Origin of the sequence: Streptomyces sp. NPDC059897 (assembly GCF_042730865.1) — a bacterium.
Lineage (GTDB): Bacteria > Actinomycetota > Actinomycetes > Streptomycetales > Streptomycetaceae > Streptomyces.
Map to the genome: position 1 here is coordinate 89,209 of NZ_JBHWKQ010000026.1, position 25,589 is coordinate 114,797.

Genomic DNA, 25,589 nt, shown 5'->3' on the forward strand with positions numbered 1-25,589 from the left:
TCTTACCTCCTTGGATATGGCCAGGAACATTTATCGATAGGTCAGCGTGGCACCATGCCGACGGTTGGCGACTCTATGGCGTGTCACCGCTCCGCAGCAACACAATCCGCCGGACCCGGCCCGATGTGTCGGTAACGAAACACCCTCATGTCAAGGGCGTACGACGGCTCTTCGGTGCATTTCGTCGCCGTGCGAATCGGGTAAAGGGTTACGTTCGCGGCGAGTTGACCATGTCCGGACCCGTCCTGATCCCCTACACGTACGGCCGGACCCCTCACAAGGTCCGGCCGTAGGCGTGAGATTGACGACTTTTGTTGACGTCGCCTTGGAGACAGGTCAGCCGAGCAGGCTCTCCAGCTCGACGTGCTCGAGGCCGTGCGCCTCGGCGACCTCCTTGTAAACGACCTTGCCGTCATGGGTGTTGAGACCCAGGGCGAGGGCCGCGTCGCGGCGCAGGGCCTCGGCCCAGCCGCGGTTCGCCAGCTCGACGATGTACGGCATCGTCGCGTTGGTCAGCGCGTACGTCGAGGTGTTCGGGACCGCGCCGGGCATGTTGGCGACGCAGTAGAAGACCGAGTTGTGCACCTTGAAGGTCGGCTCGGCGTGCGTGGTCGGGTGCGAGTCCTCGAAGCAGCCGCCCTGGTCGATCGCGATGTCGACAAGGACACTTCCGGGCTTCATACGGGACACGAGCTCGTTGGTGACCAGCTTCGGCGCCTTGGCGCCGGGGATCAGGACGGCGCCGATGACGAGGTCGGCCTCCAGGCAGGCCTTCTCCAGCTCGAAGGAGTTGGAGACGACCGTCTGGATCTTCGTGCCGAAGACCTTGTCCGCCTCCTTGAGCTTGTTGATGTCCTTGTCGAGCAGGGTCACGTGGAAGCCCATGCCGATGGCGATCGTCGCGGCGTTCCAGCCGGAGACGCCACCGCCGATGACGACGGCCTTGCCCGCGTGCACGCCGGGCACACCGCCGGGCAGCACACCGCGGCCGCCGTTGGCGGCCAGCAGGTGGTAGGCGCCGACCTGCGGGGCGAGGCGGCCCGCGACCTCGGACATCGGGGCGAGCAGCGGCAGCTGGCGGTTCGCGGTCTCGACCGTCTCGTACGCGATGGCGGTCGTGCCGGACTCCAGGAGCGCGTCCGTGCACTCCTTGGACGCGGCCAGGTGCAGGTACGTGAAGAGCGTCTGGTCCTTGCGGAGGCGGTGGTACTCCTCCGCGATCGGCTCCTTGACCTTCAGGAGCAGGTCCGCCGTGGCCCAGACCTCGTCGGCGGTGCCGAGGATCTGCGCGCCGGCCGAGACGTACTCGGCGTCCGTGATCGAGGAGCCGACACCGGCGTTCTGCTCGACGAAGACCTGGTGGCCGTGGCGTACCAGCTCATGGACGCCGGCCGGGGTGATGGCCACCCGGAACTCGTTGTTCTTGACCTCGCGGGGGATGCCGACCTTCATCGTCGATCACGGTCCTTGGCTCAGGGGTTAAAACGGGCAATGCACTACATAGCGGCACATCGGAGGACGCACCGGGAGACGCCACGGATGACCGCGGCAGAGCCAGTCTAATGAAGGTTATTGAGCTGTCTAGCCTTTCGAAGCATCAATCTTCTGCGGATGCACTACGGATTTCGCAGGTGTTAGCGGCCTGTTCCGAAGGTTTTGCCTCCGCTCCCTCCGGAGGCGCCAGCTCCTCTCCCAGCATGCGCTCGGCCGCACCCCGGTGCAGCTTGGCGGCGGCGGGGTCGCCGAGCCGGTCGAGGGTGTCGGCGAGGCGCAGCTGGAGCGCGGCCTGCAGCCGCGTGTCCTGCGCCTGACGCGCCCACTCGATCGCCTCCCGGCAGGTGTGCAGCGACTCCTCGGGCCGGCCCGCGTATTCGAGCACCCGTGCCAACTCACTCAGGGCCCGTGCCTGCGCGGGCACGTCGCCCTCCTTGCGGTAGCCGGCGAGCGCCGAGCGCAGCGACCGCTGCGCCTCGCCGTAGCGGCCCGCGTACGTGTGGACTCCCGCGATCCGTCCGTGCAGGCGCGCGGCGTCGGCCCGCTCGCCGCGCGTGAGCCGCTGCGCGAGGGCCCGTCCGTACCAGTCGGCGGCCCGCTGCCAGTCCCCCAGCGACTGGTAGGCGCCGCCTACGGATTCCATCGCACGGCCCGTCGCGTACGGGTCCCGGGCGGCGCGGCCCGCGTCGAGCGCGGCCCGGTAGCGGGCCAGGGCCTCGTGGGTGCGGCCGGTCCTGGCGTCGAGGTCGGCGAGGTTGAGCAGGGCCGCGGCCTGCTCCCTCGGCAGCTCGCGCCGCTCGGCGACATCGAGCACGAGCCGGTGGATCCCGTACAGCTCGGACGCGGCGTCCTCGGTGCCCCGGTGCGCCACGATCGCCCGTACGAGAGCGGCCATCAGACGCCTCGCGAGGGTGTCCAACTCCCCGTCCGCGACGGCCAGTCGGGCCGCGGCGAGCAGCGCGGGCTGCCGTACGCGCAGCCACCGGGCGGCCGCCTCCCGGTCGGCGAAGCGCAGGGCGCTCGGCAGTCCGGCGAGCTTCTTGCGGGCCGGGGAGCCGTCGGGTTCGGTGACGGCGCGGCACGAGGTGAGCAGCCGTACGGTCCGCTCCAGCATCCGGGCGCGGGCCAGCTGCACCTCGGCGGGGCGGTCGACGGTCTCGGTGAGGCCGCGCAGGAACGGTGCGAGGCAGCCGGGCACCTCGTACTGCGGCAGCTCGGAGTCCACGCCGCGGACCAGGCCGAGGGTGACGAAGGCGTCGAGGGTGGAGTGGGCCGCCGCGACCGAGCAGCCGGCGAGGGCCGACGCGGTGTGCGGGTCGACGAGTCCCTCGGGGGCGAGGCACAGGTAGCGCAGTATCCGGGCGGCGGGCCCGGGCAACGATTCGTAGGCGAAGCGGAAGACGCGCGCGAGCGAGGACCCGTCCGGTTCGAGGGCGTGCAGCTGCTTGGCCAGATCGGCGACGGATTCCTTGGGGCGTGCGGCGAGCCAGCCGCCCGCGATCTCCAGGGCGGCGGGTCCCGCGCCGCACAGCTCCACCAGGGACTCGGCCGAGCGCGGGTCGCAGGTGACGCGGACCGAACCGGTGTGCCAGGTGAGGAGTTCGAGCGCGGCCTTGGTGTCGAGGCCGCCGAGCGTGCAGGGCCGCACGTCCGGGATGCCGGTCAGCGGGCCCTCGGCGACGGCCACGGCGAGGCAGTCCGGGGTGTCGGGGAGCAGCGGGTCGACCTGTTCGGCGCTGCCCGCGTCGTCGAGGAGCAGCACGACGCGGCGGACCGCGAGTCCTTCGCGCAGCCGCTCGGAGAGGTCGTCGGCGTTCTCGCCGGGCGGGGCGGGCAGTTCGAGGGCGTTCAGCAGGTCACGCAGGACGTGTTCGGTGGGGACGGGGGTGCCGTCGGGAGCGGTGAGGCGGGCCCGCAGGGTGCCGTCGGGGTACTGGTCGCGGACGCCCCGCAACAGCTCTTCGGCGAGGGCGGTGCGTCCCGTGCCCGGGCGTCCCGCGATCAGGAGCACCCGGGCACGGGGCGCCTTGCGCCCCGAGAGCGTGTCGAGTCCGGCCCGCTCGATGTCGGACCGGAGCTGCGACAACTCCCGCTTGCGTCCCAGGAACTGACGCTCCGCCACCTCTTGCGCCCGACGGGTGCGACGCCGTTTGCGGGGCCGTCCGGGGGCCGATTCGGCCTCCGTCACGTCGTCCGACTCGACCGCCTGATCCGTCACGGGCCACGCTCCGTCTCACCCATCCCCTCCGGGGGTCGGCAGGGGGCGTTCCCGAGCCTAGTTGAGGGGGTGCGGGTGCCCTTGGCGGGCGGCGCGCCCAAGTCCCCTGATCGGATCAACGGATGATGTGACCACTATCAAGCCCCGCCGGCGTTTGAGGTGCGGGGTCCGGGGCGGAGCCCGGAGGCCGTGACCACGGTGGCGTTACGCGTCGAACGGTCGCGCCGGCCACTCCGCCAGCGCCGGGCGCAGGGAGTCAAGACCGTCCCCCGCAAGCACAGCGCTCAGCGAAAGCGCTCCGACCACAAGGCAGTTGTTGTGCAGCTCGCCCGCGAGCACACCACGGACCAGCTCCGCCAGCGGCACCCGCGCGAACTCCATGTCCGCCTCTTCCTCCTCCACCTCGAACCGCTCGCCCTCCGCCTCGGAGAGGTCCCGCGCGAGGAAGATGCGGACGGCCTCGGAGCAGCCGCCCGGCGTCGTGTAGACGTCCGTGAGGACCCGCCAGTCCTCGGCCTTGACGTGCACCTCTTCGTACAGCTCGCGCTGCGCCGCGTGCAGCGGGTTCTCACCGGGGACGTCGAGGAGGCCCGCCGGGATCTCCCACAGCTTCATGCCCACGGGGTGCCGGTACTGCTTGAGCAGCAGCACCCGGTCCTGGTCGTCGAGGGCCACCACGGCCACGGAGCCGGGGTGCACCTGGTAGTCGCGGCGGGCGACGGAGCCGTCCGGCATGACGACGTCATCCGTGCGTACGGAGGTCTTGTTCCCGACGAAGGGGGTGTCGGTCGCCCGCACCTCCCACTCCTCGGCCGTGTCCACGAGCGGCGTGTTGGCCGTCATACCGAAAGCCCTCCTACGTACGCGTGAGCGGTACTCACAAGAAACCGGGGCGCACGCCGCAAAGGCGTACACCCCGGTAACCGTACATCGCTGCTGTTACAAGCCTTACTTGGCCTTCTTCGCGCTCGCCGAACCGCCCTGCGCCGCCTTCACCTTGCGCTCCACGGCCGCCTTCACCAGACCGGCGAACAGCGGGTGCGGACGCGTCGGGCGCGAGCGCAGCTCCGGGTGCGCCTGCGTGGCGACCAGGTAGGGGTGGACCTCGCGCGGGTACTCGACGTACTCGACGAGCTTGCCGTCGGGCGACAGGCCGGAGAACTGCAGACCGGCCTTCTTCTCCAGCTCGGCGCGGTACGCGTTGTTCACCTCGTAGCGGTGCCGGTGGCGCTCCTCGACGTACTCCTTGTTGTCGTACACCTCGCGCACGATGGAGCCCTCGGCGAGCTTCGCCGGGTACATGCCGAGCCGCATGGTGCCGCCCATGTCGCCCTCACCGGCGACGATGTCGAGCTGCTCGGCCATGGTCGAGATGACCGGGTGGGCCGTGGCCGCGTCGAACTCGGTGGAGTTGGCGTCCGGGATGTCGGCCAGGTTCCGCGCGGCCTCGATGACCGTGCACTGGAGGCCCAGGCAGAGGCCGAGGAGCGGGATCTTGTTCTCGCGGGCGAACTGGATCGCGCCGACCTTGCCGGACACGCCGCGGTCGCCGAAGCCGCCGGGGATGCAGATCGCGTCGACATCGCCGAGCGTCTTCTTGGCGCCGGCCGGCGTCTTGCAGTCGTCCGACGTGACCCACTTGATCTTGACCTTGGCACGGTTGGCGAAGCCGCCCGCGCGCAGCGCCTCGGTCACCGACAGGTAGGCGTCGGGCAGGTCGATGTACTTGCCGACCAGGGCCATGACGATCTCGTGGTCCGGCTTGTGGACACGGCCGAGCAGGTCGTCCCACTGCGTCCAGTCCACGTCACGGAACGGCAGGTCCAGCTTGCGGACGGCGTAGGCGTCCAGGCCCTCGCTGTGCACGACCTTCGGGATGTCGTAGATCGAGGGGGCGTCGGGGCAGGCGACGACCGCGGCCTCGTCGACGTCGCACATCAGGCTGATCTTGCGCTTGATCGCGGTCGGGACCTCACGGTCGCAGCGCAGCACGATGGCGTCCGGCTGGATACCGATGTTGCGCAGCGCCGCAACCGAGTGCTGGGTCGGCTTCGTCTTCAACTCACCCGACGGGCCGATGTACGGCAGGAGGGAAATGTGGACGACCAGCACGTTGTCGCGGCCGACCTCGTGGCGGACCTGGCGGACGGTCTCCAGGAACGGCAGCGACTCGATGTCGCCGACGGTGCCGCCGACCTCGGTGATCACGACGTCGACCTCGTCCGTCGCCATGCGGCGGATGCGGTGCTTGATCTCGTTCGTGATGTGCGGGATGACCTGGACGGTGTCGCCGAGGTACTCGCCGCGCCGCTCCTTGGCGATGACCTGCGAGTACACCTGGCCGGTGGTCACGTTGGCCGAGCCGTCGAAGTCGATGTCGAGGAAGCGCTCGTAGTGGCCGATGTCCAGGTCGGTCTCGGCGCCGTCGTTGGTGACGAACACCTCGCCGTGCTGGAAGGGGTTCATCGTGCCCGGGTCGACGTTCAGGTACGGGTCGAGCTTCTGCATGACGACGCGGAGGCCACGGGCCTTGAGCAGCATGCCGAGGCTGGAGGCGGTGAGGCCCTTACCGAGGGACGAGGCGACACCCCCAGTGACGAAGATGTGCTTGGTCGTCGAAGATTTCGGCTGCATGGCCAAGAGGGGGCTCCCGTGGTCGCGGTCGTGGGGTGCGTACCGACGCGCTCGCCCGAATTTTCGGGGTGCGCCGTCGCTGCGGTTCGGGGGTTCTATGACCACCGGCTCACGGGCTACCAGGGTATCAGCGACGGGACGAGGCTGCTTCCGGCCACGCTCCGCGCACAGCTCACCACGCAGGTGGGACAGGGGGTGGACCATCACCCGTACGGCCCAGACGCGCACGGGACGTGTTGCGTTGAGCGGCACGCGGATCACTTGAGCGCGTCGTATCCTGCTCGGACACTCGGCTGGCGAGTCACAACGGAACACGGCGTCACGACGGCAACACCCCCGCCCGTCCCCCACCGTTCATCGGAGCACTGCGTCCGTTCGCCGCGATCCCCACCCGGAACAACCGACTCGTCAGTTCGTTTGACAACCATGTATCCGGACGGCGTATCAACGGACAGCACGATCCGTCGTCCCATCCCCCCACCCTTCAACCCCTCGCATCACTTCTTCGCTCCAACTTTTCACTCCAACCGTGGCCGTTCGACTGGAGATGCACGTGGCCGGGCGCATCGAGGATTACGCACTCATCGGAGACATGCAGACCGCCGCCCTGGTCTGCCGGGACGGCACAGTCGACTGGCTGTGCCTGCCCCGCTTCGACTCGCACGCCATTTTCGCCGGGTTGCTCGGCACCGAGGATCACGGGTTCTGGCGCCTGGGTCCCGCCCATGCGTCCGATACGGAGCCGCCGAGAGCGGCACGCCGGGGCTACCGCGGCGACTCGCTGGTCCTGGAGTCGGAGTGGGACACGCCGCGCGGCACGGTCCGGGTCACGGACTTCATGCCGCCGCGCGACGGCGCACCTCAGCTGACCCGGATCGTGGAGGGCGTGAGCGGACGCGTGCCGATGCGTTCCGCGCTGCGCATGCGCTTCAGCTACGGCCGGATCACTCCCTGGGTGCACAAGGTCGACGGCCGTACGGTCGCCGTGGCGGGGCCCGACTCCGTGTGGCTGGACTCCGAGGCCGAGACGTACGGCGAGAACCTGACGACGTACTCGGACTTCACGGTGGCGCCCGGTGAGCGGGTCGCCTTCACCATCCAGTGGCAGCCCTCGCACAAGGAGCAGCCGCCGCTGCCGGATCCGGAGAACGCGCTCACGGCGACCGAGCAGTTCTGGCGCGAGTGGGTCGAGCACTGCACGTACCACGGCCCGTACCGCGAGGCCGTCGTCCGCTCGCTCATCACGCTGAAGGCCCTCACGTACGCGCCGACGGGCGGCATCGTCGCCGCGCCGACGACCTCGCTGCCCGAGGAGATCGGCGGCGTACGCAACTGGGACTACCGCTACACCTGGCTGCGCGACGCCGCCATCACCCTGTCGTCGCTGCTGCGCACGGGGTACCGCGAGGAGGCCCGCGCCTGGCGCGAGTGGCTGCTGCGGGCCGTCGCGGGCGACCCGGAGAACCTGCAGATCATGTACGGCATCGCGGGCGAGCGGGAGCTCGGCGAGGCGGAGCTGGACTGGCTGCCCGGGTACGAGAACTCGGGCCCGGTCCGGGTCGGGAACGGCGCCGCCCATCAGCTCCAGCTCGACGTGTACGGCGAGGTCACCGAGGCGCTGCACCTCGCGCACATGACGGGCCTGGCGAGGAACGACTACGCGTCGATGCTCCAGCTCAAGCTCATCCGGTACCTGGAGGGGCACTGGGACGAGCCGGACGAGGGCATCTGGGAGGTGCGCGGTCCGCGCCGGCACTTCGTGCACTCGAAGGTCATGGCGTGGGTGGCGGTGGACCGCACCATCAAGCTCATCGAGTCCGGTGACGTGGACGGCCCGCTGGAGAAGTGGCGCGACCTGCGCGACGACATCCACCGGGACGTCTGCGAGAAGGGCTACGACAAGGAGCGCAACACCTTCACGCAGTCGTACGGCAGCAAGGAGCTGGACGCCTCGCTGCTGCTGATCCCGCAGATGGGCTTCCTGCCGCCCGACGACAAGCGGGTCATCGGCACCATCGAGGCGATCCAGCGGGAGCTGTCGACGCCGGACGGCTTCATCCTGCGGTACCCGACGGACGGCGACGACGCCGGTGTCGACGGGCTGCCGGGCGACGAAGGGGCGTTCCTCGCCTGCTCGTTCTGGATGGCGGACGACCTCGCGATGATCGGCCGGGTCGACGAGGCCCGCAAGCTGTTCGAAAAGCTGCTCGCGCTCCGCAACGACCTGGGCCTGCTCGCCGAGGAGTGGGACCCGCGCCTCCAGCGCCAGGTCGGCAACTTCCCGCAGGCGTTCAGCCACGTGCCACTGATCGACACGGCACTGCGGCTGACCGCCTCGGGGGCGTACGGCGGTTAGACGGGCTGGTCGGCGGGGCGCTGCGTGCGCTCCGCCGCGTCCTCCAGGACGATGCGGCCGATGATCTCGTAGCGGTGCGGGTGGCGGGCCTTGACGTAGAGGCCGAGGGCCAGGCCGCCGAAGAAGACCAGGCCGACGGTCCACGGGATCGCCTTGAAGAACACCGAACCGGCGGCCGTGCCCGCCGCCGTGTCCATGTTGATGACGAGCAGGACGACGACCGCCGTCATGCCGATGCCGCCGAGCAGCGGAGCGACGAGCGTCCTGAACCAGTGCCGGTCCTCCGGGTGGTTGCGGCGGAAGTAGCCGATGACCGCGAAGGAGCACAGCGTCTGGACGATGAGGATCGCCATCGTGCCGAGGATCGCGAGGAGCGTGTAGAGGTGGATGTACGGGTCCTGGCCCGTCACCCAGAAGGCGCCGACGAGCGCCACCGCGATCACCGACTGCACGAACGACGCGACGTACGGCGAGCCGTGCTTGTGGTGGGTGCGGCCGAGGCCTGAGTGCAGGAAGCCCTCGCGGCCGATCGCGTAGAGGTAGCGCGAGGCGCACTGGTGGAAGGCCATGCCGCAGGCGAACGAGCCGGTGATCAGCAGCCATTGGAAGGCGTCGACGGCCCACGCGCCGATGAAGGCGTGGGCCGGGCCGAAGAAGAGGTCGAGCGGGGCGCTGCCGGAGGAGACCTTCACCGAGCCGCTCAGGCCGTTGCCCGCGATCGTCATCCACGAGACGTAGATGTAGAAGAGGCCGACGCCGACGACCGAGACGAGGGTCGCGCGCGGGATGACGCGCTTGGGGTCGCGGGACTCCTCGCCGTACATCGCCGTCGACTCGAAGCCGACCCAGGACCAGAACGCGAAGAACAGGCCGAGTCCGGCGGAGGCCCCGGTGAAGGCGTTCTTCGGGTTGATCGGTTCGACGGGGATGCCGTCGGGGCCGCCGCCCTGGACCAGGACCGCCGTCGCCACCGCGAAGAGCACCGCGATCTCGGCGATCAGCATCACGCCGAGCGCCTTCGCGGTGAGGTTGATGTCGAAGAAGGCGAGCACGCCCGTGACGGCGAGCATGGCGGCCGCGTAGACGATCCACGGGACGTCCCAGCCCAGCTGGTCATGGACCGTGGTCTGCGCGAAGTACGAGAAGACGCCGACGATCGACGCCTCGAACACGATGTACGCGAGCACCGCGAGCATCCCGGAGGCCAGGCCGGCGATCCGGCCGAGGCCGTGCGAGATGTAGCCGTAGAAGGCGCCGGCCGCCGTGATCCGCTTGGCCATCGCGACGTAGCCGACGGAGAACACCGTCAGGACGAGCGTCGCGAAGAGATAGCCCGCGGGGGCGCCCGTGCCGTTGCCGAAGCCGACCGCGATGGGCAGGTTTCCGGTCATCGCGGTGATCGGGGCGGCCGTCGCGACGGCCATGAAGACCACTCCCACGATCCCCACCGAGTTCGCCTTCAGACGCTGCACCGGCTGTACCGGACGGGGCGGTCGGGCCGGTTGAGGTGGCTGGGGCGACTGGGGCGGCTGCACTGGCTCTGACATCTTCGTCCCTCTCTTGGGGGCGCTGCTACGAAATCCGTAGGAATCTGTAGATCGAAATGCGGTGCTCGTGCGGGATCGCCAGTGTGGCCGGATGGTGACCCACGCCACAACAGACACCCGGTCGGACAAATCCCGCCACGGCGCGACGAGTTGTCGTGGAAACGGGGACCGCGACCGCCCCTGTGACCGGGCGGAGATGTTCCGGAAACCCGGGCGCCGGTAGCGTCCGTGTCATGGACAGCACCTCCCCCGAGTTCTCCGCCTTCTCCTCGCCCGGTGGCATCACGGTGCGCCGCGCCCTGGAACTGCCCGGGCTGCGCAGCGGGCTCCCCGAGGTCGTGGCCGGCGGGGAGCGCCTGCACCGGATCGTGCGCTGGGTGCACGCCGGCGAGGTGCCGAACATCGCGTCCCTCCTCAAGGGCGGCGAACTGCTGCTGACCACGGGTTTCGGGATCGGGACCCGCCCCGCCGAACAGCGCGCCTTCGTGCGCAAGCTGGCCGAGCGGGGCATCGCCGCGCTCGTCATCGAGCTGGGCCAGCGGTTCGCCCGGCTGCCCGCGGCACTGGTGGAGACGGCGCGGGCGGCGGGGCTCCCGCTGGTCCAGCTGCACCGCGAGGTGCCGTTCGTGACGGTGACGGAGGAGATCCACACCGAGATCGTCAACGGGCACTACGCGCTGCTGCGGCGGGCGGAGGAGGTGCACCGGCGCTGCACGGACGCGTTGCTGAGCGGCGGCGGGGTCCCTCAAGTCCTGCGCATCCTGGCCGAGTTCAGCGGCAACCCGGTCTTCCTGGAGACCGCCGACGGTCAGTTGCTCTACGCGGCCGGGGCCGAGGACGACATCACCGACCCGCTCCAGGTGTGGGGGGGCATGCGCGCCACGCACAAGGACGAGCCGCCGGGCGGGGCCGTCCTCGTGGACGTGCCGGGCGGCGGCCCCGGAGCGGGTTCCGTACGGGCCAGGCTCGTGCTGCTGCCCGTGTCGGGGACGCTCGCGCCCGTGCACCGGATCGCCGCCGAGCGGGCCGCCGGGTCGCTGGCCGTGGTGCTGATGCAGGCCCGCCAGGAGGAGGAGCTGGCCGCCCGCGGGCGCGGCGACTTCCTCACCGACCTCGCGGAGGGCCGGATCGCGCCGGACGACGCCCCCGCGCAGGCCCGCGTCCTCGGCTTCAAGCCCGCCGGGAGCGGGCCGCTGCTGCCCGTGGTGATGCGCCTTCCCGAGACGGGGGTGGGCCTGTCGCCGGGCGGCGGCTGGGCGGTCCTCGCGCGGGCCGTGTCCGAGGAGCTGGCCTCGGTCGGCGTGCCGGTGCTGCTGGGCGTGCGCCCGGTGGAGGGGCGGGTGCCGCTGCTGCTCGGGCTGCGTTCGGAGCCGGAGCGGGCGGCGGTCGCGGACCGGGTCGCGGCGGCGCTGCGGGCGGGTGTGGCGCGGGCCGGGATGCAGCGGGCGGGCGGGCAGCCGCCGGTCGTGGTGGTGGGCGGGGCGGGTGGCTGGGCCGCCGCCGCGGCAGGGCTGCGGCACGCCGCGGAAACGGCGACGGCGGCGCAGGGGCTGGACGACCGGCCGTGGTTCGACGCGCGGCGCCTCGACATCGACCTGCTGCTGTGGCGGCTGCGGGACCATCCGGACCTGGCGGCGTTCGTGGAGCGGGCGATCGGCCCGCTCCAGGAGCACGACAGGCGGGCCAAGCCGCCGCTGCTGCCCACGCTCCAGACGTACCTCGCGCACGCGGGCCGCAAGGCGGAGACGGCGCGCGAACTCCATCTGAACCGGCAGACGCTCTACAACCGCCTCGCGCGGATCGGCGAGTTGCTCGGCACGGACCTGGACGACCCACAGACGGTGCTCGCGCTGAGCCTGGCGCTCCGGGCACGGCGGCACGCACCGTCCTGACCGGCGGGCTCAGTGAAAGCCCGTCAACTCGTCGTAGACGCTGAGGACTTGGGCCACGGTCGCATCCTCCGTCGGCCAGGACGCGGCCTGCGCGGCGCCCCGCTCCTTGAGCTGGTCCCGGCGCAGGGGGTCTGCGAGGAGACGTCCGACGGCGCGGGCGAGCGCGGGCGCGTCTCCGTACGGGACCAACTCCGCGCCGTCGCCGACGAGTTCGGGAATGCCGCCGACGTCCGTCGCCACGAGGGGCACGCGCGCGTGCAGCGCCTCCTGCGCGAGCAGCGAGCGGGACTCCCAACTGCTGGGCAGCACCGCGACATCGGCGGCGCGCAGCAGTTCCGCGACGTCGTCGCGGCGGCCCGCGAGCCGCACCGGTAGGCACTCGGTCTCGATGCGCCGCTGCAGCGCGGCCCGTTCGGGCCCCTCCCCCGCGATCACGAGCAGCGGCACGGGGTCGAGCCCGAGCAGCGCGTGCGCGGCGTCGAGCAGCACGTCGTAGCCGCGGTGCCGCTCCAGGCTGCCGACGGCCATCAGCAACGGCCGGTCCACGCAGCCCAGTTCGGCCCGCGTCTTGCTGCGGGTGCGCTCGGCCTCCTCGTCCTCCGGGAGCGGTCCGCGCGGCGCCGGGAAGGCCACCGCGGCGAGCCGGGCGTCCCGCGCGCCACGCGCCCGCGCCCGGTCCACCAGGTCGGAGGAGGTGCCGAGGACGACGGCCGCCGCCCTGGCCACGCGCCGCTCCAGCACCCGCAGCAGATGGGCGCGGGCCCCCTCGGCGTACGAGCGGGTGTGCCAGGTGACGACGAGCGGGACGCGGCGGCCGCCGAGCGCGATGGAGGCGCGCAGCGCGGCGTGCAGCCCGTGCGCGTGCACGAGGTCGGCGTCGGTGCAGGCGACACGGAGCGCGGCGACGGACGCCGGATCGCCGCGGCGCGGCACCGGAAGGTGGTGCGCGCCCGCCTCCGCGAACCCGTACGCCCGCTCGGCCGCCATCGGCGCGCACACCGTCACCCGCACCCCGCGGGCCACCAACCCCGCGGTCAGGGACCGGACATGAGCGCTGCTGCCCGCACTGCCGCCGCCCAGCACCTGCACGGTGCGCAGCGTCGGCTGTCCGTGCGCTGACGGGCTGCTGGGGTGGCTCACGCGGCCGGGCTCCTGAGGGGTGTCGGCGAACTCGGTAGGTACGGAAGGGGCTAGGTATACGGAGAGTACGGGCTCAGGGATACGTACACCGTCGGTCCCCCAGGATGCCAGCCCGTACCGACGTTCCGGCACCGGTCGCCGTCCCCCACCGCCCGGGCCTGGGCAACACGACGCACGGGACCACCCACATGGGTGAGTTGAGGAACCCGATGCTTACGCTGCCCGCAACAGCACCCTCAGGCGTCCGACCTGGCCGCCGACAGGAGCTCCTCCGCATGCGCCCGCGCCGTCTCCGAGTCCTCCTGGCCCGCCAGCATGCGGGACAGTTCCCGCACCCGGTCCTCGCCCTCGAGCACCGTCACACCGGAACTCGTCACGGAACCGTCGTTGGTCTTCTCGACCAGGAGCTGGCGGTCCGCGAACGCGGCGACCTGCGGCAGGTGCGTGACGACCACGACCTGCGCCGACCTGGCGAGCTTGGCGAGGCGCCGGCCGATCTCGACGGCCGCCTTGCCGCCGACGCCCGCGTCGACCTCGTCGAAGAGATACGTAGGTACCGGGTCGTTGCCCGCGAAGACGACCTCCACGGCGAGCATCACGCGCGACAGCTCACCGCCGGACGCGCCCTTCGCGATGGGCCGGGGCGGCGCGCCGGGGTGCGGGGCGAGCAGCAGCTCCACCTCGTCGACACCCTTGGGGCCGCAGGCCACGTTCCGGCCGTCGACCTCGACGCCGTCGGCCGCGTCCGTCTCGGTCTGCCGGATGTCGAAGGAGACCCGGGCGTGCGGCATCGCGAGCGAGGAGAGCTCCTCGGTCACCGCGGCCGCGAAGCGGTCGGCCGCCTCCACGCGCGCGTGCGTCAGCTCCTGCGCCAGTACGCCCAGTTCGCCGCGGAGCGACTCGCGCTCCGCGGTCAGCTCGCCGATCCGCTCGTCGTCGCCGTCGAGTTCGAGAAGGCGCGCGGCGCTCGTCTCGGCCCAGGCGAGGACCGCCGTCACGTCCTCGCCGTACTTGCGGGTGAGCGCCGTGAGCGCCGCCCGCCGCTCCTCCACCGCGGACAGCCGCAGCGGGTCGGCGTCCAAATCGTCCGCGTAGCCCGCGAGTTCGGCCGCGACATCGGTGAGCAGGATCTGCACCTCGCCGATCCGCTCCGCGAGCGTGCCGAGCGCCGAGTCGTGGGAGCGCACGGCCTCCAGGGCCCGGTGCGCGCCGCCGACCAGCGTCTGCGCGTCGACGCCCTCCGGGTCCTCGGGGTTTCCGGCGAGCGCGGCGTGCGCGGCGGCGGCCGCCGAGGCCAGCGCCTCCGCGTGCCCCAGCCGGGAGGCCTCCTCGGCCAGCTCCACATCCTCGCCGGGCCTGGGCTCCACGGCGCCGATCTCGTCGAGCCCGAAGCGCAGCAGATCCGCCTCCTGCGCCCGCTCACGGGCGCGCGTGGTGATCTCCTCCAGCTCGGCGCCGACGGCCCTCAGCCGCTTGTAGACGGCCCCGTACTTGGCGAGCGGCGCCGCGACGGCGTCCCCCGCGTACCGGTCGAGCGCCTGCCGCTGCCTGCCGAGCTTCAGCAGGCCCTGCTGGTCGGTCTGGCCGTGCACGGCCACCAGGTCGTCGGCCAGCTCGCTCAGCACACCCACCGGCACGGACCGCCCGCCCAGGTGCGCCCGGGAGCGCCCCTCGGCGGACACGGTGCGGCTGAGCAGCAGCACCCCGTCCTCCAGCTCGGCGCCGGCCTCCTCGGCCCGCTCGCGCGCACCCGAGTCGGCGGGCACGGCGATGCGCCCCTCGACCACGGCGTTCTTCGCGCCGATCCGTACGAGCGCGGGGTCGGCCCGCCCACCGAGCAGCAAACCGAGACTGGTGACGACCATGGTCTTGCCCGCGCCCGTCTCACCGGTGACCGCCGTGAAGCCGGGCGAAAGCTCGACCACGGCATCGTCGATGACTCCGAGCGACCGTATCCGCATCTCCTCCAACACGCCTCTGACCTTACGAGGTCGGAGGCCGTCCGTGCGACGGACCCTGGCCACCGGCGCCGATTCCGCAGGTGGGAGGGCACCTGCGGTGACAAACCTTCACGCCGCCGTCACTCGATCGGTGCCGCTCAGGTGCCGGTCAGTGCGGGGCTCCGCGCCACCCGGCGACCGGAAGCGCGAACTTGGCGACGAGCCGGTCGGTGAACACCGCGTGGTGCAGCCGGGCCAGCCGGACCGGCACCTCGCCCCGGCGCACCTCGATGCGCGCGCCCGGCGGCAGCTCCACGGTCCGCCTCCCGTCGCACCACAGCACGCCGTGCGGCGTGTGCTGCTGGACCTCGACGGCGAGCACCGAGTCGGGCGAGGTGATGAGCGGCTTGGCGAACAGGGCGTGCGCGCTGATCGGCACCATCAGCAGCGCCTCGACCTCGGGCCACACCACGGGGCCGCCGGCCGAGAACGCGTAGGCGGTCGACCCGGTCGGGGTGGCGCACACGATGCCGTCGCACCCGAACCCGGTGACCGGCCGACCGTCGATCTCGAGGACGACCTCGAGCATCCGCTCGGGCTCGATCTTCTGGACGGCCGCCTCGTTGAGCGCCCAGTCCCGGTGCACTACGTCGCCGTTGCGGTGCACGGCGACGTCGATCGTCATGCGCTCCTCGACCTCGTACTCCTTGGTGACGACGCGGTCGACGACCTTGTCGAGGTCGTCGCGCTCCGCCTCCGCGAGGAAGCCGACACGGCCCAGGTTCACGCCGAGCATCGGCACCCCGGACGCCCGCGCGAACTCGGCGCCGCGCAGCAGCGTCCCGTCCCCGCCGAGCACGATGAGCAGCTCACAGCCGTCGAGACAGGCCGGTGTCGCCTCCGACTCCTTCACCAGTTCCACGGAGTCGGGCAGCGGCAGGTCCACCGCCTCCGTCTCCAGGACGCGCACCCCGAGGCCGCTGCGCAGCAGCCCCTGTACGACGAGTTCGGCGCTGCGGATCGCAGCGGGCCGCCCCGTGTGGGCGAGCAGGAAGACCGTACGAGCTCCGGTCTGTGGCCGATGGGTCAGCTCTGTCACTGGGGGCCCTCCGCAACTGCACGGTCTACGTCGGCCGGGTCGAGCTGGTCCGCCCCGGCACGCAGCCACAGAAAGTACTCGACGTTCCCGGACGGTCCCGGCAGGGGGCTCGCGGTCACCCCGCGCACGCCGTATCCGAGCTTCCATGCCTGCTCGGCGACCCTGCGCACCGCCTCGGCCCGCAGTTCGGGGCTGCGCACGACACCGCCGCTGCCGAGCCGCTCCTTGCCCACCTCGAACTGCGGCTTGACCATCATCACGAGATCCGCCTCCGGAGCCGCGCACCGCACGAGGGCGGGCAGCACAAGGCCGAGCGGGATGAAGGACAGGTCCCCGACCACGAGGTCCACGGGTACGTCATCGATCGCCTCCAACGTCAATTCGCGTACGTTCGTACGGTCCTTGACGGTGACGCGTTCATCGCTCTGCAGTGACCACGCGAGTTGCCCGTAGCCGACGTCGACGGCGACGACATGCGCGACCCCGGCCCGCAGCAGCACATCGGTGAAGCCACCCGTGGACGCGCCCGCGTCCAGCGCCCTGCGCCCCTTGACCTCAAGACCCTGCGGGCCGAACGCGGCCAGCGCGCCCGCGAGCTTGTGCCCGCCGCGCGAGACGTAGTCCGGGTCGCTGCCGTCCTCGATGACGACGATCGCGGCGGCCGTCTCCACCTGTGTCGCGGATTTCGTCGCGACGGTCTTGCCGACGGTGACCCGCCCCGCGGCGATCAGCTGGCTCGCGTGCTCGCGCGAGCGGGCCAGCTTGCGGCGGACGAGTTCGGCGTCGAGGCGGCGACGTGCCACACCTGCCACGGTGGTTCAGCTCCTGTTGTCATACGCGGACGGGGAAGGGGGCCTGGCATCCAGCGCGGTCAGCGCGTTCCGCAGCCCCTGATGTACATCCTCGTACACCTCGGCGTGCCCGTCCGCCGCGAGGTGGTCCACATCGCCGAGCCGCTCCAGCTGCGCGTCCACGTCGGCGTTGCCCGTGGGGGTGCGCTCGATGCCCAGCGGGGCGGGGGCCGCCGGGTCGTACGAGGGTTCCGCCGCCGGCTCCGCTGCGGGTTCCGGCACGTCGGTGGGCTCGGTGGGCGTCTCGCTCATGCCCCGACGCTACCCCGAAGCGCCGGTGTACCGTCGATCACGATGGCGACGACTGAGGAGTGCCGGGCGGCGCTCGACAAACTCTCGGACAACATGGCGGGGGCCGGCGGGGACGTGCGCTCCGCCGCGGCCCTGGACCGCTCGCTGAGCTGCCACATCACCGATCTGGACGTGACGTTTTCCGGCCGACTCGAGGACGGCCGGATCGAGGTCCTCGACACCCGCCAGGGGCCGCCCGCCGAGAAGGCGCAGATCCGGCTCGCGATGACCGGGGACGACCTGGTGGCGATGGTCGACGGCGAGCTGAACTTCGCGAAGGCGTGGGCGGCGGGACGCGTCAGGCTCGAAGCGTCCTTCCGCGACCTCCTGCGGCTCAGGACGCTGCTGTAGCGACCTCCTTGCGGCGCGCCTTGCGGGCGGCCGGCACCACCAGCGGGGTCCCCGTCTCCGGGTCGTCGATGACCTGGCACTTCATGCCGAACAGCTGCTCGACGAGCTCGGCCGTGACGATGTCCTTGGGCGCCCCCTCCGCGATCACCTCGCCCTCGCGCAGGGCGATGAGGTGGGTGGCGTAGCGGGCCGCGTGGTTCAGGTCGTGCAGGACGGCGACGAGGGTGCGTCCCTGCTCCTCGTGCAGCTCGGCGCAGAGGTCGAGGACGTCGATCTGGTGCTGGATGTCGAGGTACGTCGTCGGCTCGTCGAGCAGCAGCAGCGGCGTCTGCTGGGCGAGCGCCATGGCGATCCACACGCGCTGGCGCTGGCCGCCGGAGAGCTCGTCGACGTACCGCTCGGCGAGCTCGGCGACGCCGGTCGAGGCCATCGACTCCTGCACGATCCGCTCGTCGTCGGACGACCACTGGCGCAGCAGTCCCTGGTGCGGGTACCGGCCGCGGGCCACGAGGTCGCCGACGGTGATGCCGTCGGGCGCCGTCGACGACTGCGGCAGCAGGCCGAGCGTCTTGGCGACCTTCTTGGCGGGCATCGACTGGATGACGCTGCCGTCCAGCAGGACACGGCCCGCGCTCGGCTTGAGCATCCGCGACAGGGCGCGCAGCAGCGTGGACTTGCCGCAGGCGTTCGGGCCGACGATCACCGTGAAGGAGTTGTCGGGGATCTCCACCGACAGCTTCTCGGCGATGACGCGCTGGTCGTATCCGAGGGTCACGTCGTCGGCTATCAGCCTGTTCACTGCGGTGCTCCTTTGGTTCGTACGAGATGGGCCGGGCGTGTGCGGGTCGCGCGAGGTCATATCCGCCCCGCCTTCCGCTCGGTGACCAGCAGCCACAGGAGGTAGATGCCGCCGACGACGCCCGTGACCACGCCGACGGGCAGCTGGTCGGCGCCGAACGCCCGCTGCGAGACCAGGTCGGCGACGATCAGCAGGGCCGCCCCCAGGATCGTCGAAGCCGCCAGGTTCGGTCCCGGGGACTTGGTGAGGCGTCGGGCGATCTGCGGCGCGGTCAGTGCCACGAAGGTGACCGGTCCCGCGGCCGCGGTCGCGGCGGCCGTCAGCACGACGGAGGCCGTGAGCAGCAGCAGCCGGGTGCGCTCGACGCGTACGCCGAGGCCGCCCGCCGCGTCGTCGCCCATCTCCAGCATCCGCAGCGGACGCGAGAAGGCGGCGACGACCGGGACCAGGACGACGAACATGATCAGCAGCGGCCAGACCTGCGTCCAGTCGCGACCGTTGAGCGAGCCGGTCATCCACACGGTGGCGCGGGCGGCGTCCACGAAGTCGGCCTTCGTGAGCAGATAGCCGTTGATCGCGGTCACGAAGGCGGAGACACCGATGCCGACGAGGACGAGCCGGTAACCGTGCACGCCCCGCTTCCACGCGAGGACGTAGATCGCGAAGCCGGTGACGAGGCCGCCGACGAGCGCGCCGATCGCGACCTGCCCCGCGCTGCCGCCGAAGATCACGATCATGACGAGCGCACCGGCCGTCGCGCCCTGCCCGAGGCCGAGCACGTCGGGGCTGCCCAGCGGGTTGCGGGACACGGACTGGAAGAGCGCGCCGGACAGGCCGAGCGCGGCGCCGACCAGCAGGCCGACGAGGACCCGCGGGAGGCGCAGGTCGTTGATGATGAATTCCTGGCCCGCGTCGCCGCTGCCCGCGAGGGTGCGCAGCACGTCGGCGACCGGGATCGGGAAGTCGCCGGTGCCGATGAGAAAGACGCTCGCGGCGAGCGCCGCCACGAGGAGCACGGCGACGACGAGGAGCGAGCGGACGTCGAGCCGGACGGAGAGTCCGCCCGGGGTGCGTATCGCCTTGGTCTTCGGCTTCTTGGTACGGGTCTCGGCCGCGTTCTTCGTGGCGGTCACAGCTGGGCCATCCTTCGGCGACGTACGAGCACGATGAAGACCGGCGCGCCGATGACGGCCGTGACGATGCCGACCTGGAGCTCGGACGGGCGGGCCACTATCCGGCCGATGACGTCCGCGCCGAGCAGCAGCACGGGCGAGAGGACCGCCGCGTACGGCATGATCCAGCGCATGTCGGGGCCGGTGAACGAGCGCACCATGTGCGGCACCATCAGGCCGACGAAGGCGATGGGGCCGCAGGCCGCGGTGGCCGCGCCGCACAGCAGCGTCGCGGCGATCATGCTCAGGGCGCGGGTGCGGCCGAGGTGGGCGCCGAGCGCGCGGGCGGTGTCGTCGCCCATGGCCATGGCGTTGAGCGGCCGGGACAGCAGCAGCGCGAGCACGGCGCCGACCGCGATGAACGGCCACACCTGCTGGACGGTGTTCATGGTGGACGTGGCCAGCGAGCCGACCTGCCAGAACCGCATCCGGTTGAGGGCCATGTCGTCGGTGATCATCACCGCGTAGAGATAGCCGGAGAGCGCCGCGTTGATCGCGGTACCAGCGAGCGCGAGCCGGACGGGAGTCGCGTTGCGGGTGCCGCCCAGCGCGTAGACGAGGACGCCCACGGCGGCGGCGCCCGCGAAGGCGAACCATACGTAGCCGGTGAGCGAGGTGACCCCGAAGAAACTGATGGCGGACACGACGGCGGCCGACGCGCCCATGTTGATGCCGAGGATGCCGGGGTCGGCGAGCGGATTGCGGGTCAGCGCCTGGAGCACGGCGCCGGCGAGGCCGAGGGCGACTCCCGCCAGCAGACCGAGCAGGGTGCGCGAGATCCGCTCGCCGACGACCACGTCCGCGTAGTTGCCGGTGTCCTGGAACAGGCCGTGCCAGACCTGGTCAAGGGAGAGCGGTTTCGCGCCCACGGCGATGCTCGCCACAAGGACGGCCACCAGCACCAGGACAGACACGAGCAGCCCGACGGTGCGGATGAGCGCACGACGGTCGGGGGGCGCGGGAGCGGTCACCGCGCTGGCTTCGGGAGGACTGTCGACCAACACGAAGTTAGGTTAGCCTACCCTGCAACCCCACAACATCACGGTCCCATCCCGCCGCCGCCTTGGGCGGCCTGCCGCCTGGAGCAGCCGGGTGGTCACGTCCCGCCGCCGCCTTGGGCAACCTGCCGCCAAGAGCAACGGGCTGGTCACGTCACGCCGCCGCCTTGGGCAATCTGCCGCCAAGGGCGGCAGGGTGGGCAAGGCGGCCCCCGGTGCGGGGCGAGCACACTTCGGGCCCCAACCCCGGCGCGGCCAGGCCCGCCCCGGCGCGGCCCCGCCCGGCCCGGCCCAACCGCGGCCCGGCCGGCCCGCAGACGCATCGCCGCGCTACAACCCCAACCGCGCAACCACCTTCCCCGCATCCAACTCGCACACACCCTCCCCGGCCACACTCCACGCCGCCCCACACAGCGCCCGCAGCCCATCGACCGCCTCCCCGTCCCCCTCAAGCCGCAACTCCCCATCCCCGGCGACCGCGGTCCAGCCCCCACACCGGAACCCACCGTCCCCACCCTGAAGCTCCTCGACCTCCGGCTGCCCGGCGAGCAGCCCCCGCAGATCCACATCCACATACGTGGGCCGATGCTCCGGCGGCGCGGCAAGCAACTGCGCGGCATCCGTGACCCCGGTCAGCACGAGGAGCGAATCCACTCCCCCGTTGAACGCCCCCTCGATATCCGTGTCGAGCCGGTCCCCCACCACCAACGGAGTCTCCGCCCCGGTCCGCAGAATCGTCTCCTTGTGCATCGGCGGCAACGGCTTCCCCGCAACCTGCGGCTCCGCACCCGTCGCAATCCGGACGACCTCGACCGCCGCCCCGTTCCCCGGCGCGATGCCGCGCGCACTCGGAATCGTCAGGTCGGTATTGGACGCGAACCACGGCACCCCGCGCGCGATGCCGTAACAGGCCTCCGCGAACCGCCCCCACGCCATGTCGGGCCCGCCGTACCCCTGCGCCACCGCCGCCGGGTCCTCGTCCGCGGAGTCCACCGGCACGAGCCCCCGCTCCCGCAGGGCCACCCGCAGTCCTTCGCCGCCGATCACCAGTACCCGCGCCCCGCTGGGCACTTGCTCGCTGATCAGCCGCGCGACGGCCTGCGCCGACGTGATGACATCGGCGGCCCCGGTCGGGATCCCCAGCTCGGTCAGATGCTCGGCCACGGCGTCCGGCGTGCGCAGCGCGTTGTTCGTGACGTACGCGAGCCCCATCCCGCCGCCCCGCGCCACGGCCAGCGACTCGACGGCATGCGCGATGGCCTGCCCGCCCGCGTACACCACCCCGTCGAGGTCGAGCAGCGCGGTGTCGTACGCCTCGCTCAACGCCCGCGCGCTGCCACCGGGCCGCACCCGAACCCCGCCGTCGGCCGCCCCGCTCGCCCTGTCGCCCTGGCTCATTCCGCATCGCTCCTCGCTCGATCCCACTGACCCGATCATCCACCACACCACTGACACTCGTACGATGCGGGGATGAACACTGCAGGTCGCACGGCACTGACAGGCAGCAACGGCCTGGACCTGATCCCGTTCAGGGGCGTCCGCTACGTCCCCGAACAGGTCGGCAGCCTCGCCGCCGTGACCTCGCCCCCGTACGACGTGGTCGTACGGCCCGACGGACTGCACCACCTGGAGAACGCGGACCCGCACAACATCGTCCGCCTGATCCTGCCGCAGGCCGTGGAACCCCGGACCCGCAACGACCTGGCGGCCGCCACCCTGCACCGCTGGCTCGCCGAGGGCGTCCTCGCCCCCGACGCCGAACCCGCCTTCTACGTATACGAGCAGCGAAACGGCGACATGCTGCAACGCGGCATCATCGGCGCCCTCCACCTCTCCGAGGCCTCAGAAGGTGTGGTCCTGCCCCACGAGGACGTCATGCCGCATGTGGTCGAGGACCGGGCAGGCCTGATGCGCACAACTGCCGCGAACCTCGAACCGCTCCTGCTCACCTACCGGGGCAACGGCAACGCGACCGGCGCCACCGCCGTCATCGAACGCACGGTCCAGCGCCCCCCGCTCCTCGCCACGACCACCGAGGACGGCTACAGCCACCGCCTCTGGGCCCTCACGGACCCCGCCGACCAGCGCCAGGTCCGCGCCGGCCTCGCCGCCCACCAGGCCCTGATCGCGGACGGCCACCACCGCTGGGCCACCTACCTGCGCCTGCGCACCGAACACACCTCACCGGACCGCACCCCCTGGGACTACGGCCTGGTCCTCCTGGTCGACACGGCCCGCTACCCCCTCCAGGTCCGCGCCATCCACCGTCTGCTGGGCCGCCTCCCCCTCGACCGGGCGCTGGCGGCGGCCCGCCCGCACTTCCGCGTGCGCGAGGTGCCGGGCCCGCTCCCGCACGCGATGGAGGCCCTCGCACAGGCGGCCTCCCACGGCAACGCGTTCCTCCTCACCGGCACGGAGGACACGTACCACCTCCTGGACCGCCCCGACCCGGCTCTCCTGGACCGTACGATCCCGGCCGACCGCCCCGAGGCCTGGCGCACGCTCGACGCCACGGTGCTGCACTCCACGCTCCTCGGCGACGTCTGGGGCATCCCGGAGGACTCCCCCGCCGACGTCTCGTACATCCACGACACGCAGGCGACGGTCGACAAGGCGCGCCGCGACGGCGGCACGGCCGTCCTGATGCACCCGGTCCGCGAGGAGGTCGTGCGCGAGCTGGCCCGCCAGGGCGTGACGATGCCCCGCAAGTCCACATCGTTCGGCCCCAAGCCGGCCACGGGCCTGGTGCTGCGCACGCTGACGGACGACTGACCCCGGCGACAACGACGAACGGGCGGGCCCCCTGAGGGAGCCCGCCCGTTCGTCATGTCACGCTCTACCGCTCGTCGGCGTCGCTCTCACCGTCACCGTCGCTGTCGGTCTTGGGCGCCGGGGCGCCGTCCTCCGCGCTGTCGTCGAAGGCGTCCACGAACTCGACACCGTCCAGCTCGGCGAGCCGGTCCGACGCGTCCGTGCTGCCGTCCTTGTCGGCCTCGACGGCCTTGGCGAACCACTCCCGCGCCTCGTCCTCGCGCCCGGCCTCCAGCAGCGCGTCGGCGTACGCGTAGCGCAGCCGCGCGGTCCACGGCTGCGTGGAGTTCGAGGCGAGCTCGGGGCTCTGCAGCGTCACGATGGCGGCGTCCAGCTGCCCCATGTCGCGCCGCGCGCCGGCGGCCACGAGCCGCATCTCGACCTGCCCGGCCTTGTCCAGCTTCGACACCTCGGGGGCGCCGGCCATGTCGAGGGCCTTCTCGGGCCGCCCGAGCCCACGCTCGCAGTCGGCCATGAGCGGCCACAGGTCCACGGTCCCGGTCATCCGCCGCGCGGCCCTGAACTCGGCGAGCGCCTCGCTGTACTTCTGGTTCCCGTACGCGGCGAACCCGGCGGCCTCCCGCACTCCGGCGACGCGCGACGCGAGACGCAGCGCGATCCTGGAGTACGCGTACGCCTTCTCCGGGTCCTCGTCGATGAGCCGGGCCACCATCACGAGGTTGTTGGCGACATCCTCGGCAAGCCCCCTCGGGAGGGACTGAAGCTCCTGCTGCACGCTCTTGTCGAGCTCAGCACCGGAGACGTCCTCCGGAATCGGCAGCCGCTTGATCGGCTCACGGTCCCGCTCCCGCTCGTCCCGGAACCTGGGCCCACCACCACGCCGGTCATCACGCCGATCGTCACGGCGGTCGCCCCGACGATCATCACGCCGATCGTCCCGCCCACGGAACCCACCGGGACGCCCGCCCCGATCGTCCCGCCGGAAACCGCCACCACGGTTGTCATCGCGCCGGTCATCACGACGCGGCCCACGGTCCCGGTCCCGGTCCCGGTCATCACGCCGGAAGCCACCGCCACGGTTGTCGTCCCGACGGTCATCACGGCGATCATCACGGCGGTCGTCACGACGCGGCCCACGATCCCGGTCACCGTACGACCGGTCGTCACGGCGGAAGCCACCGCCACGGTTGTCGTCACGGCGCGGACCACGATCCCGGTCATCACGCCGGAAACCGCCACCACGGTTGTCATCGCGCCGGTCATCACGACGCGGCCCACGATCACGGTCGTCACGGCGGTCATCGCGACGGAAACCGCCACCACGATTCTCATCACGCCGGTCATCACGACGCGGCCCACGATCACGGTCACCATACGAACGGTCATCGCGACGGTCGTCACGGCGGAAGCCACCACCGCGGTTGTCGTCCCGACGGTCATCACGCCGGAAACCGCCACCACGATTGTCGTCACGCCGGTCATCACGACGCGGACCACGATCACGGTCCCGGTCATCACGGCGGTCATCGCGACGGAAGCCACCGCCACGGTTGTCGTCCCGACGGTCATCACGCCGGAAACCGCCACCACGATTGTCGTCACGCCGGTCATCACGACGCGGCCCACGATCACGGTCGTCGCGGCGGTCATCGCGCCGGAAGGAAGGACGCTCCCGGTCGCCGTCCCGACGGTCCCGGCGCGGGCCGCCGGTGTTGCCGCGGAACCCGCCCCGGTCCCCCCGGTCACCACTGTCCCGTCGGCGCTGATCGCGCTCCGGTCGCTCGTCGGGAGAGTTGGTGGCCATCGGTGGACTCCTGTCTTCGGTACCGCAGTCATTCTTGCGCAACCGGGATGCCGGCGCGCTCCGAGAAGAGCTCTTGCTCTTGAAATACAAAAAGGACCCTTGGTCCCCAGCATGTGTGCCGGGACTAAGGGTCCTCTCAAAAATAGTTCGGCGGCGTCCTACTCTCCCACAGGGTCCCCCCTGCAGTACCATCGGCGCTGTGAGGCTTAGCTTCCGGGTTCGGAATGTAAC

Annotated in this window: 19 protein-coding genes, 1 rRNA gene and 1 pseudogene; 4 read left to right on the forward strand and 17 right to left on the reverse strand. The window is 71.6% G+C overall.

Going from position 1 to position 25,589, the window contains the following annotated elements:
* Positions 1–336: 336 nt before the first annotated feature.
* From ald to ACFV9W_RS26265, 4 genes are all read right to left on the reverse strand, one after another.
* A complete protein-coding gene (ald, locus tag ACFV9W_RS26250) occupies positions 337–1,452 on the reverse strand; it encodes an alanine dehydrogenase (RefSeq protein ID WP_385765077.1) in 1,116 nt (371 codons plus the stop codon).
* A 145-nt stretch (positions 1,453–1,597) separates the two neighbouring features.
* Positions 1,598–3,580 carry a tetratricopeptide repeat protein gene (locus ACFV9W_RS26255; RefSeq protein WP_385765112.1) on the reverse strand — a complete coding sequence of 661 codons (1,983 nt, stop codon included), beginning with the start codon at positions 3,578–3,580 and terminating at the stop codon, positions 1,598–1,600.
* A gap of 336 nt (positions 3,581–3,916) precedes the next feature.
* A complete protein-coding gene (locus tag ACFV9W_RS26260) occupies positions 3,917–4,555 on the reverse strand; it encodes an NUDIX domain-containing protein (RefSeq protein WP_385765079.1) in 639 nt (212 codons plus the stop codon).
* 105 nt (positions 4,556–4,660) lie between these two features.
* Positions 4,661–6,346, reverse strand: a complete 1,686-nt coding sequence (locus ACFV9W_RS26265) for a CTP synthase (protein ID WP_385765081.1) — start codon at positions 6,344–6,346, stop codon at positions 4,661–4,663.
* A gap of 553 nt (positions 6,347–6,899) precedes the next feature.
* Here ACFV9W_RS26265 and ACFV9W_RS26270 point away from each other — a divergent pair.
* Positions 6,900–8,702 carry a glycoside hydrolase family 15 protein gene (locus ACFV9W_RS26270; protein ID WP_385765114.1) on the forward strand — a complete coding sequence of 601 codons (1,803 nt, stop codon included), beginning with the start codon at positions 6,900–6,902 and terminating at the stop codon, positions 8,700–8,702.
* Here the strand turns inward: ACFV9W_RS26270 and ACFV9W_RS26275 are convergent.
* On the reverse strand, positions 8,699–10,126 hold the full coding sequence (locus tag ACFV9W_RS26275; protein WP_385765116.1) for an APC family permease: 1,428 nt from the start codon (positions 10,124–10,126) through the stop codon (positions 8,699–8,701). The genes ACFV9W_RS26270 and ACFV9W_RS26275 overlap by 4 nt on opposite strands.
* 356 nt (positions 10,127–10,482) lie before the next feature.
* Between ACFV9W_RS26275 and ACFV9W_RS26280 the strand changes: the two genes are divergently transcribed.
* Positions 10,483–12,141 (forward strand): PucR family transcriptional regulator, encoded by a 1,659-nt coding sequence (locus tag ACFV9W_RS26280; RefSeq protein WP_385765083.1) that lies wholly within the window; start codon positions 10,483–10,485, stop codon positions 12,139–12,141.
* Positions 12,142–12,150: 9 nt separating this feature from the next.
* Here ACFV9W_RS26280 and ACFV9W_RS26285 read toward each other — a convergent pair whose 3' ends face one another.
* From ACFV9W_RS26285 to ACFV9W_RS26305, 5 genes are all read right to left on the reverse strand, one after another.
* The gene (locus ACFV9W_RS26285; RefSeq protein ID WP_385765085.1) at positions 12,151–13,281 is read right to left on the reverse strand and encodes a glycosyltransferase family 4 protein; all 1,131 of its coding nucleotides are present in this window, start codon (positions 13,279–13,281) and stop codon (positions 12,151–12,153) included.
* Positions 13,282–13,517: 236 nt separating this feature from the next.
* Positions 13,518–15,242, reverse strand: a complete 1,725-nt coding sequence (recN, locus tag ACFV9W_RS26290; protein ID WP_385765118.1) for a DNA repair protein RecN — start codon at positions 15,240–15,242, stop codon at positions 13,518–13,520.
* Between the two features lie 148 nt (positions 15,243–15,390).
* Positions 15,391–16,320, reverse strand: coding sequence for an NAD kinase (locus ACFV9W_RS26295; protein WP_385765087.1), 930 nt, complete (start codon positions 16,318–16,320; stop codon positions 15,391–15,393).
* Positions 16,317–17,132, reverse strand: a complete 816-nt coding sequence (locus tag ACFV9W_RS26300) for a TlyA family RNA methyltransferase (RefSeq protein WP_385765089.1) — start codon at positions 17,130–17,132, stop codon at positions 16,317–16,319. The genes ACFV9W_RS26295 and ACFV9W_RS26300 overlap by 4 nt, the downstream gene beginning before the upstream one ends.
* A 6-nt stretch (positions 17,133–17,138) precedes the next feature.
* Positions 17,139–17,423: a hypothetical protein gene (locus ACFV9W_RS26305; protein WP_385765091.1), complete on the reverse strand. Its 285-nt coding sequence runs from the start codon at positions 17,421–17,423 to the stop codon at positions 17,139–17,141.
* Positions 17,424–17,465: 42 nt separating this feature from the next.
* On the opposite strand from ACFV9W_RS26305, the gene ACFV9W_RS26310 reads away from it, so the two are divergent.
* Positions 17,466–17,813 carry an SCP2 sterol-binding domain-containing protein gene (locus ACFV9W_RS26310; protein WP_385765093.1) on the forward strand — a complete coding sequence of 116 codons (348 nt, stop codon included), beginning with the start codon at positions 17,466–17,468 and terminating at the stop codon, positions 17,811–17,813.
* Here the strand turns inward: ACFV9W_RS26310 and ACFV9W_RS26315 are convergent.
* The 4 genes from ACFV9W_RS26315 to ACFV9W_RS26330 all read right to left on the reverse strand — a co-directional run bounded on the left by ACFV9W_RS26315 (position 17,797) and on the right by ACFV9W_RS26330 (position 22,180).
* A complete protein-coding gene (locus ACFV9W_RS26315) occupies positions 17,797–18,672 on the reverse strand; it encodes an ABC transporter ATP-binding protein (protein WP_385765096.1) in 876 nt (291 codons plus the stop codon). The genes ACFV9W_RS26310 and ACFV9W_RS26315 overlap by 17 nt on opposite strands.
* Entirely contained in the window at positions 18,669–19,745 is a 1,077-nt protein-coding gene (locus tag ACFV9W_RS26320) for a FecCD family ABC transporter permease (RefSeq protein ID WP_385765098.1), read from the reverse strand. The genes ACFV9W_RS26315 and ACFV9W_RS26320 overlap by 4 nt, the downstream gene beginning before the upstream one ends.
* Positions 19,742–20,788, reverse strand: a complete 1,047-nt coding sequence (locus tag ACFV9W_RS26325; protein ID WP_385765100.1) for a FecCD family ABC transporter permease — start codon at positions 20,786–20,788, stop codon at positions 19,742–19,744. Before ACFV9W_RS26325 ends, ACFV9W_RS26320 begins: the two co-directional genes overlap by 4 nt.
* Before the next feature lie 324 nt (positions 20,789–21,112).
* On the reverse strand, positions 21,113–22,180 hold the full coding sequence (locus ACFV9W_RS26330) for an HAD hydrolase-like protein (RefSeq protein ID WP_385765102.1): 1,068 nt from the start codon (positions 22,178–22,180) through the stop codon (positions 21,113–21,115).
* A 72-nt stretch (positions 22,181–22,252) separates the two neighbouring features.
* On the opposite strand from ACFV9W_RS26330, the gene ACFV9W_RS26335 reads away from it, so the two are divergent.
* The gene (locus ACFV9W_RS26335; RefSeq protein ID WP_385765104.1) at positions 22,253–23,554 is read left to right on the forward strand and encodes a DUF1015 family protein; all 1,302 of its coding nucleotides are present in this window, start codon (positions 22,253–22,255) and stop codon (positions 23,552–23,554) included.
* 64 nt (positions 23,555–23,618) lie between these two features.
* Here the strand turns inward: ACFV9W_RS26335 and ACFV9W_RS26340 are convergent, their stop codons facing one another.
* From ACFV9W_RS26340 to rrf, 3 genes and pseudogenes are all read right to left on the reverse strand, one after another.
* A complete protein-coding gene (locus tag ACFV9W_RS26340; protein ID WP_385765120.1) occupies positions 23,619–24,329 on the reverse strand; it encodes a tetratricopeptide repeat protein in 711 nt (236 codons plus the stop codon).
* A 93-nt stretch (positions 24,330–24,422) separates the two neighbouring features.
* Positions 24,423–25,358 (reverse strand): annotated as a pseudogene (locus ACFV9W_RS26345) (hypothetical protein); the annotation flags it as partial.
* A 145-nt stretch (positions 25,359–25,503) separates the two neighbouring features.
* A 5S ribosomal RNA gene (gene rrf, locus ACFV9W_RS26350) occupies positions 25,504–25,589 on the reverse strand; the annotation flags it as partial.

Excerpts from the sequence above, each read along its gene's own strand:
- ACFV9W_RS26280 (WP_385765083.1), top strand. The coding sequence starts at position 10,483 with ATGGACAGCACCTCCCCCGAGTTCTCCGCCTTCTCCTCGCCCGGTGGC.
- recN (WP_385765118.1), bottom strand. The coding sequence starts at position 15,242 with ATGCGGATACGGTCGCTCGGAGTCATCGACGATGCCGTGGTCGAGCTT.
- ACFV9W_RS26305 (WP_385765091.1), bottom strand. The coding sequence starts at position 17,423 with ATGAGCGAGACGCCCACCGAGCCCACCGACGTGCCGGAACCCGCAGCG.
- ACFV9W_RS26330 (WP_385765102.1), bottom strand. The coding sequence starts at position 22,180 with ATGAGCCAGGGCGACAGGGCGAGCGGGGCGGCCGACGGCGGGGTTCGG.
- ACFV9W_RS26310 (WP_385765093.1), top strand. The coding sequence starts at position 17,466 with ATGGCGACGACTGAGGAGTGCCGGGCGGCGCTCGACAAACTCTCGGAC.
- ACFV9W_RS26335 (WP_385765104.1), top strand. The coding sequence starts at position 22,253 with ATGAACACTGCAGGTCGCACGGCACTGACAGGCAGCAACGGCCTGGAC.
- ACFV9W_RS26315 (WP_385765096.1), bottom strand. The coding sequence starts at position 18,672 with ATGACCTCGCGCGACCCGCACACGCCCGGCCCATCTCGTACGAACCAA.
- ACFV9W_RS26275 (WP_385765116.1), bottom strand. The coding sequence starts at position 10,126 with ATGGCCGTCGCGACGGCCGCCCCGATCACCGCGATGACCGGAAACCTG.
- ald (WP_385765077.1), bottom strand. The coding sequence starts at position 1,452 with ATGAAGGTCGGCATCCCCCGCGAGGTCAAGAACAACGAGTTCCGGGTG.
- ACFV9W_RS26260 (WP_385765079.1), bottom strand. The coding sequence starts at position 4,555 with ATGACGGCCAACACGCCGCTCGTGGACACGGCCGAGGAGTGGGAGGTG.
- ACFV9W_RS26265 (WP_385765081.1), bottom strand. The coding sequence starts at position 6,346 with ATGCAGCCGAAATCTTCGACGACCAAGCACATCTTCGTCACTGGGGGT.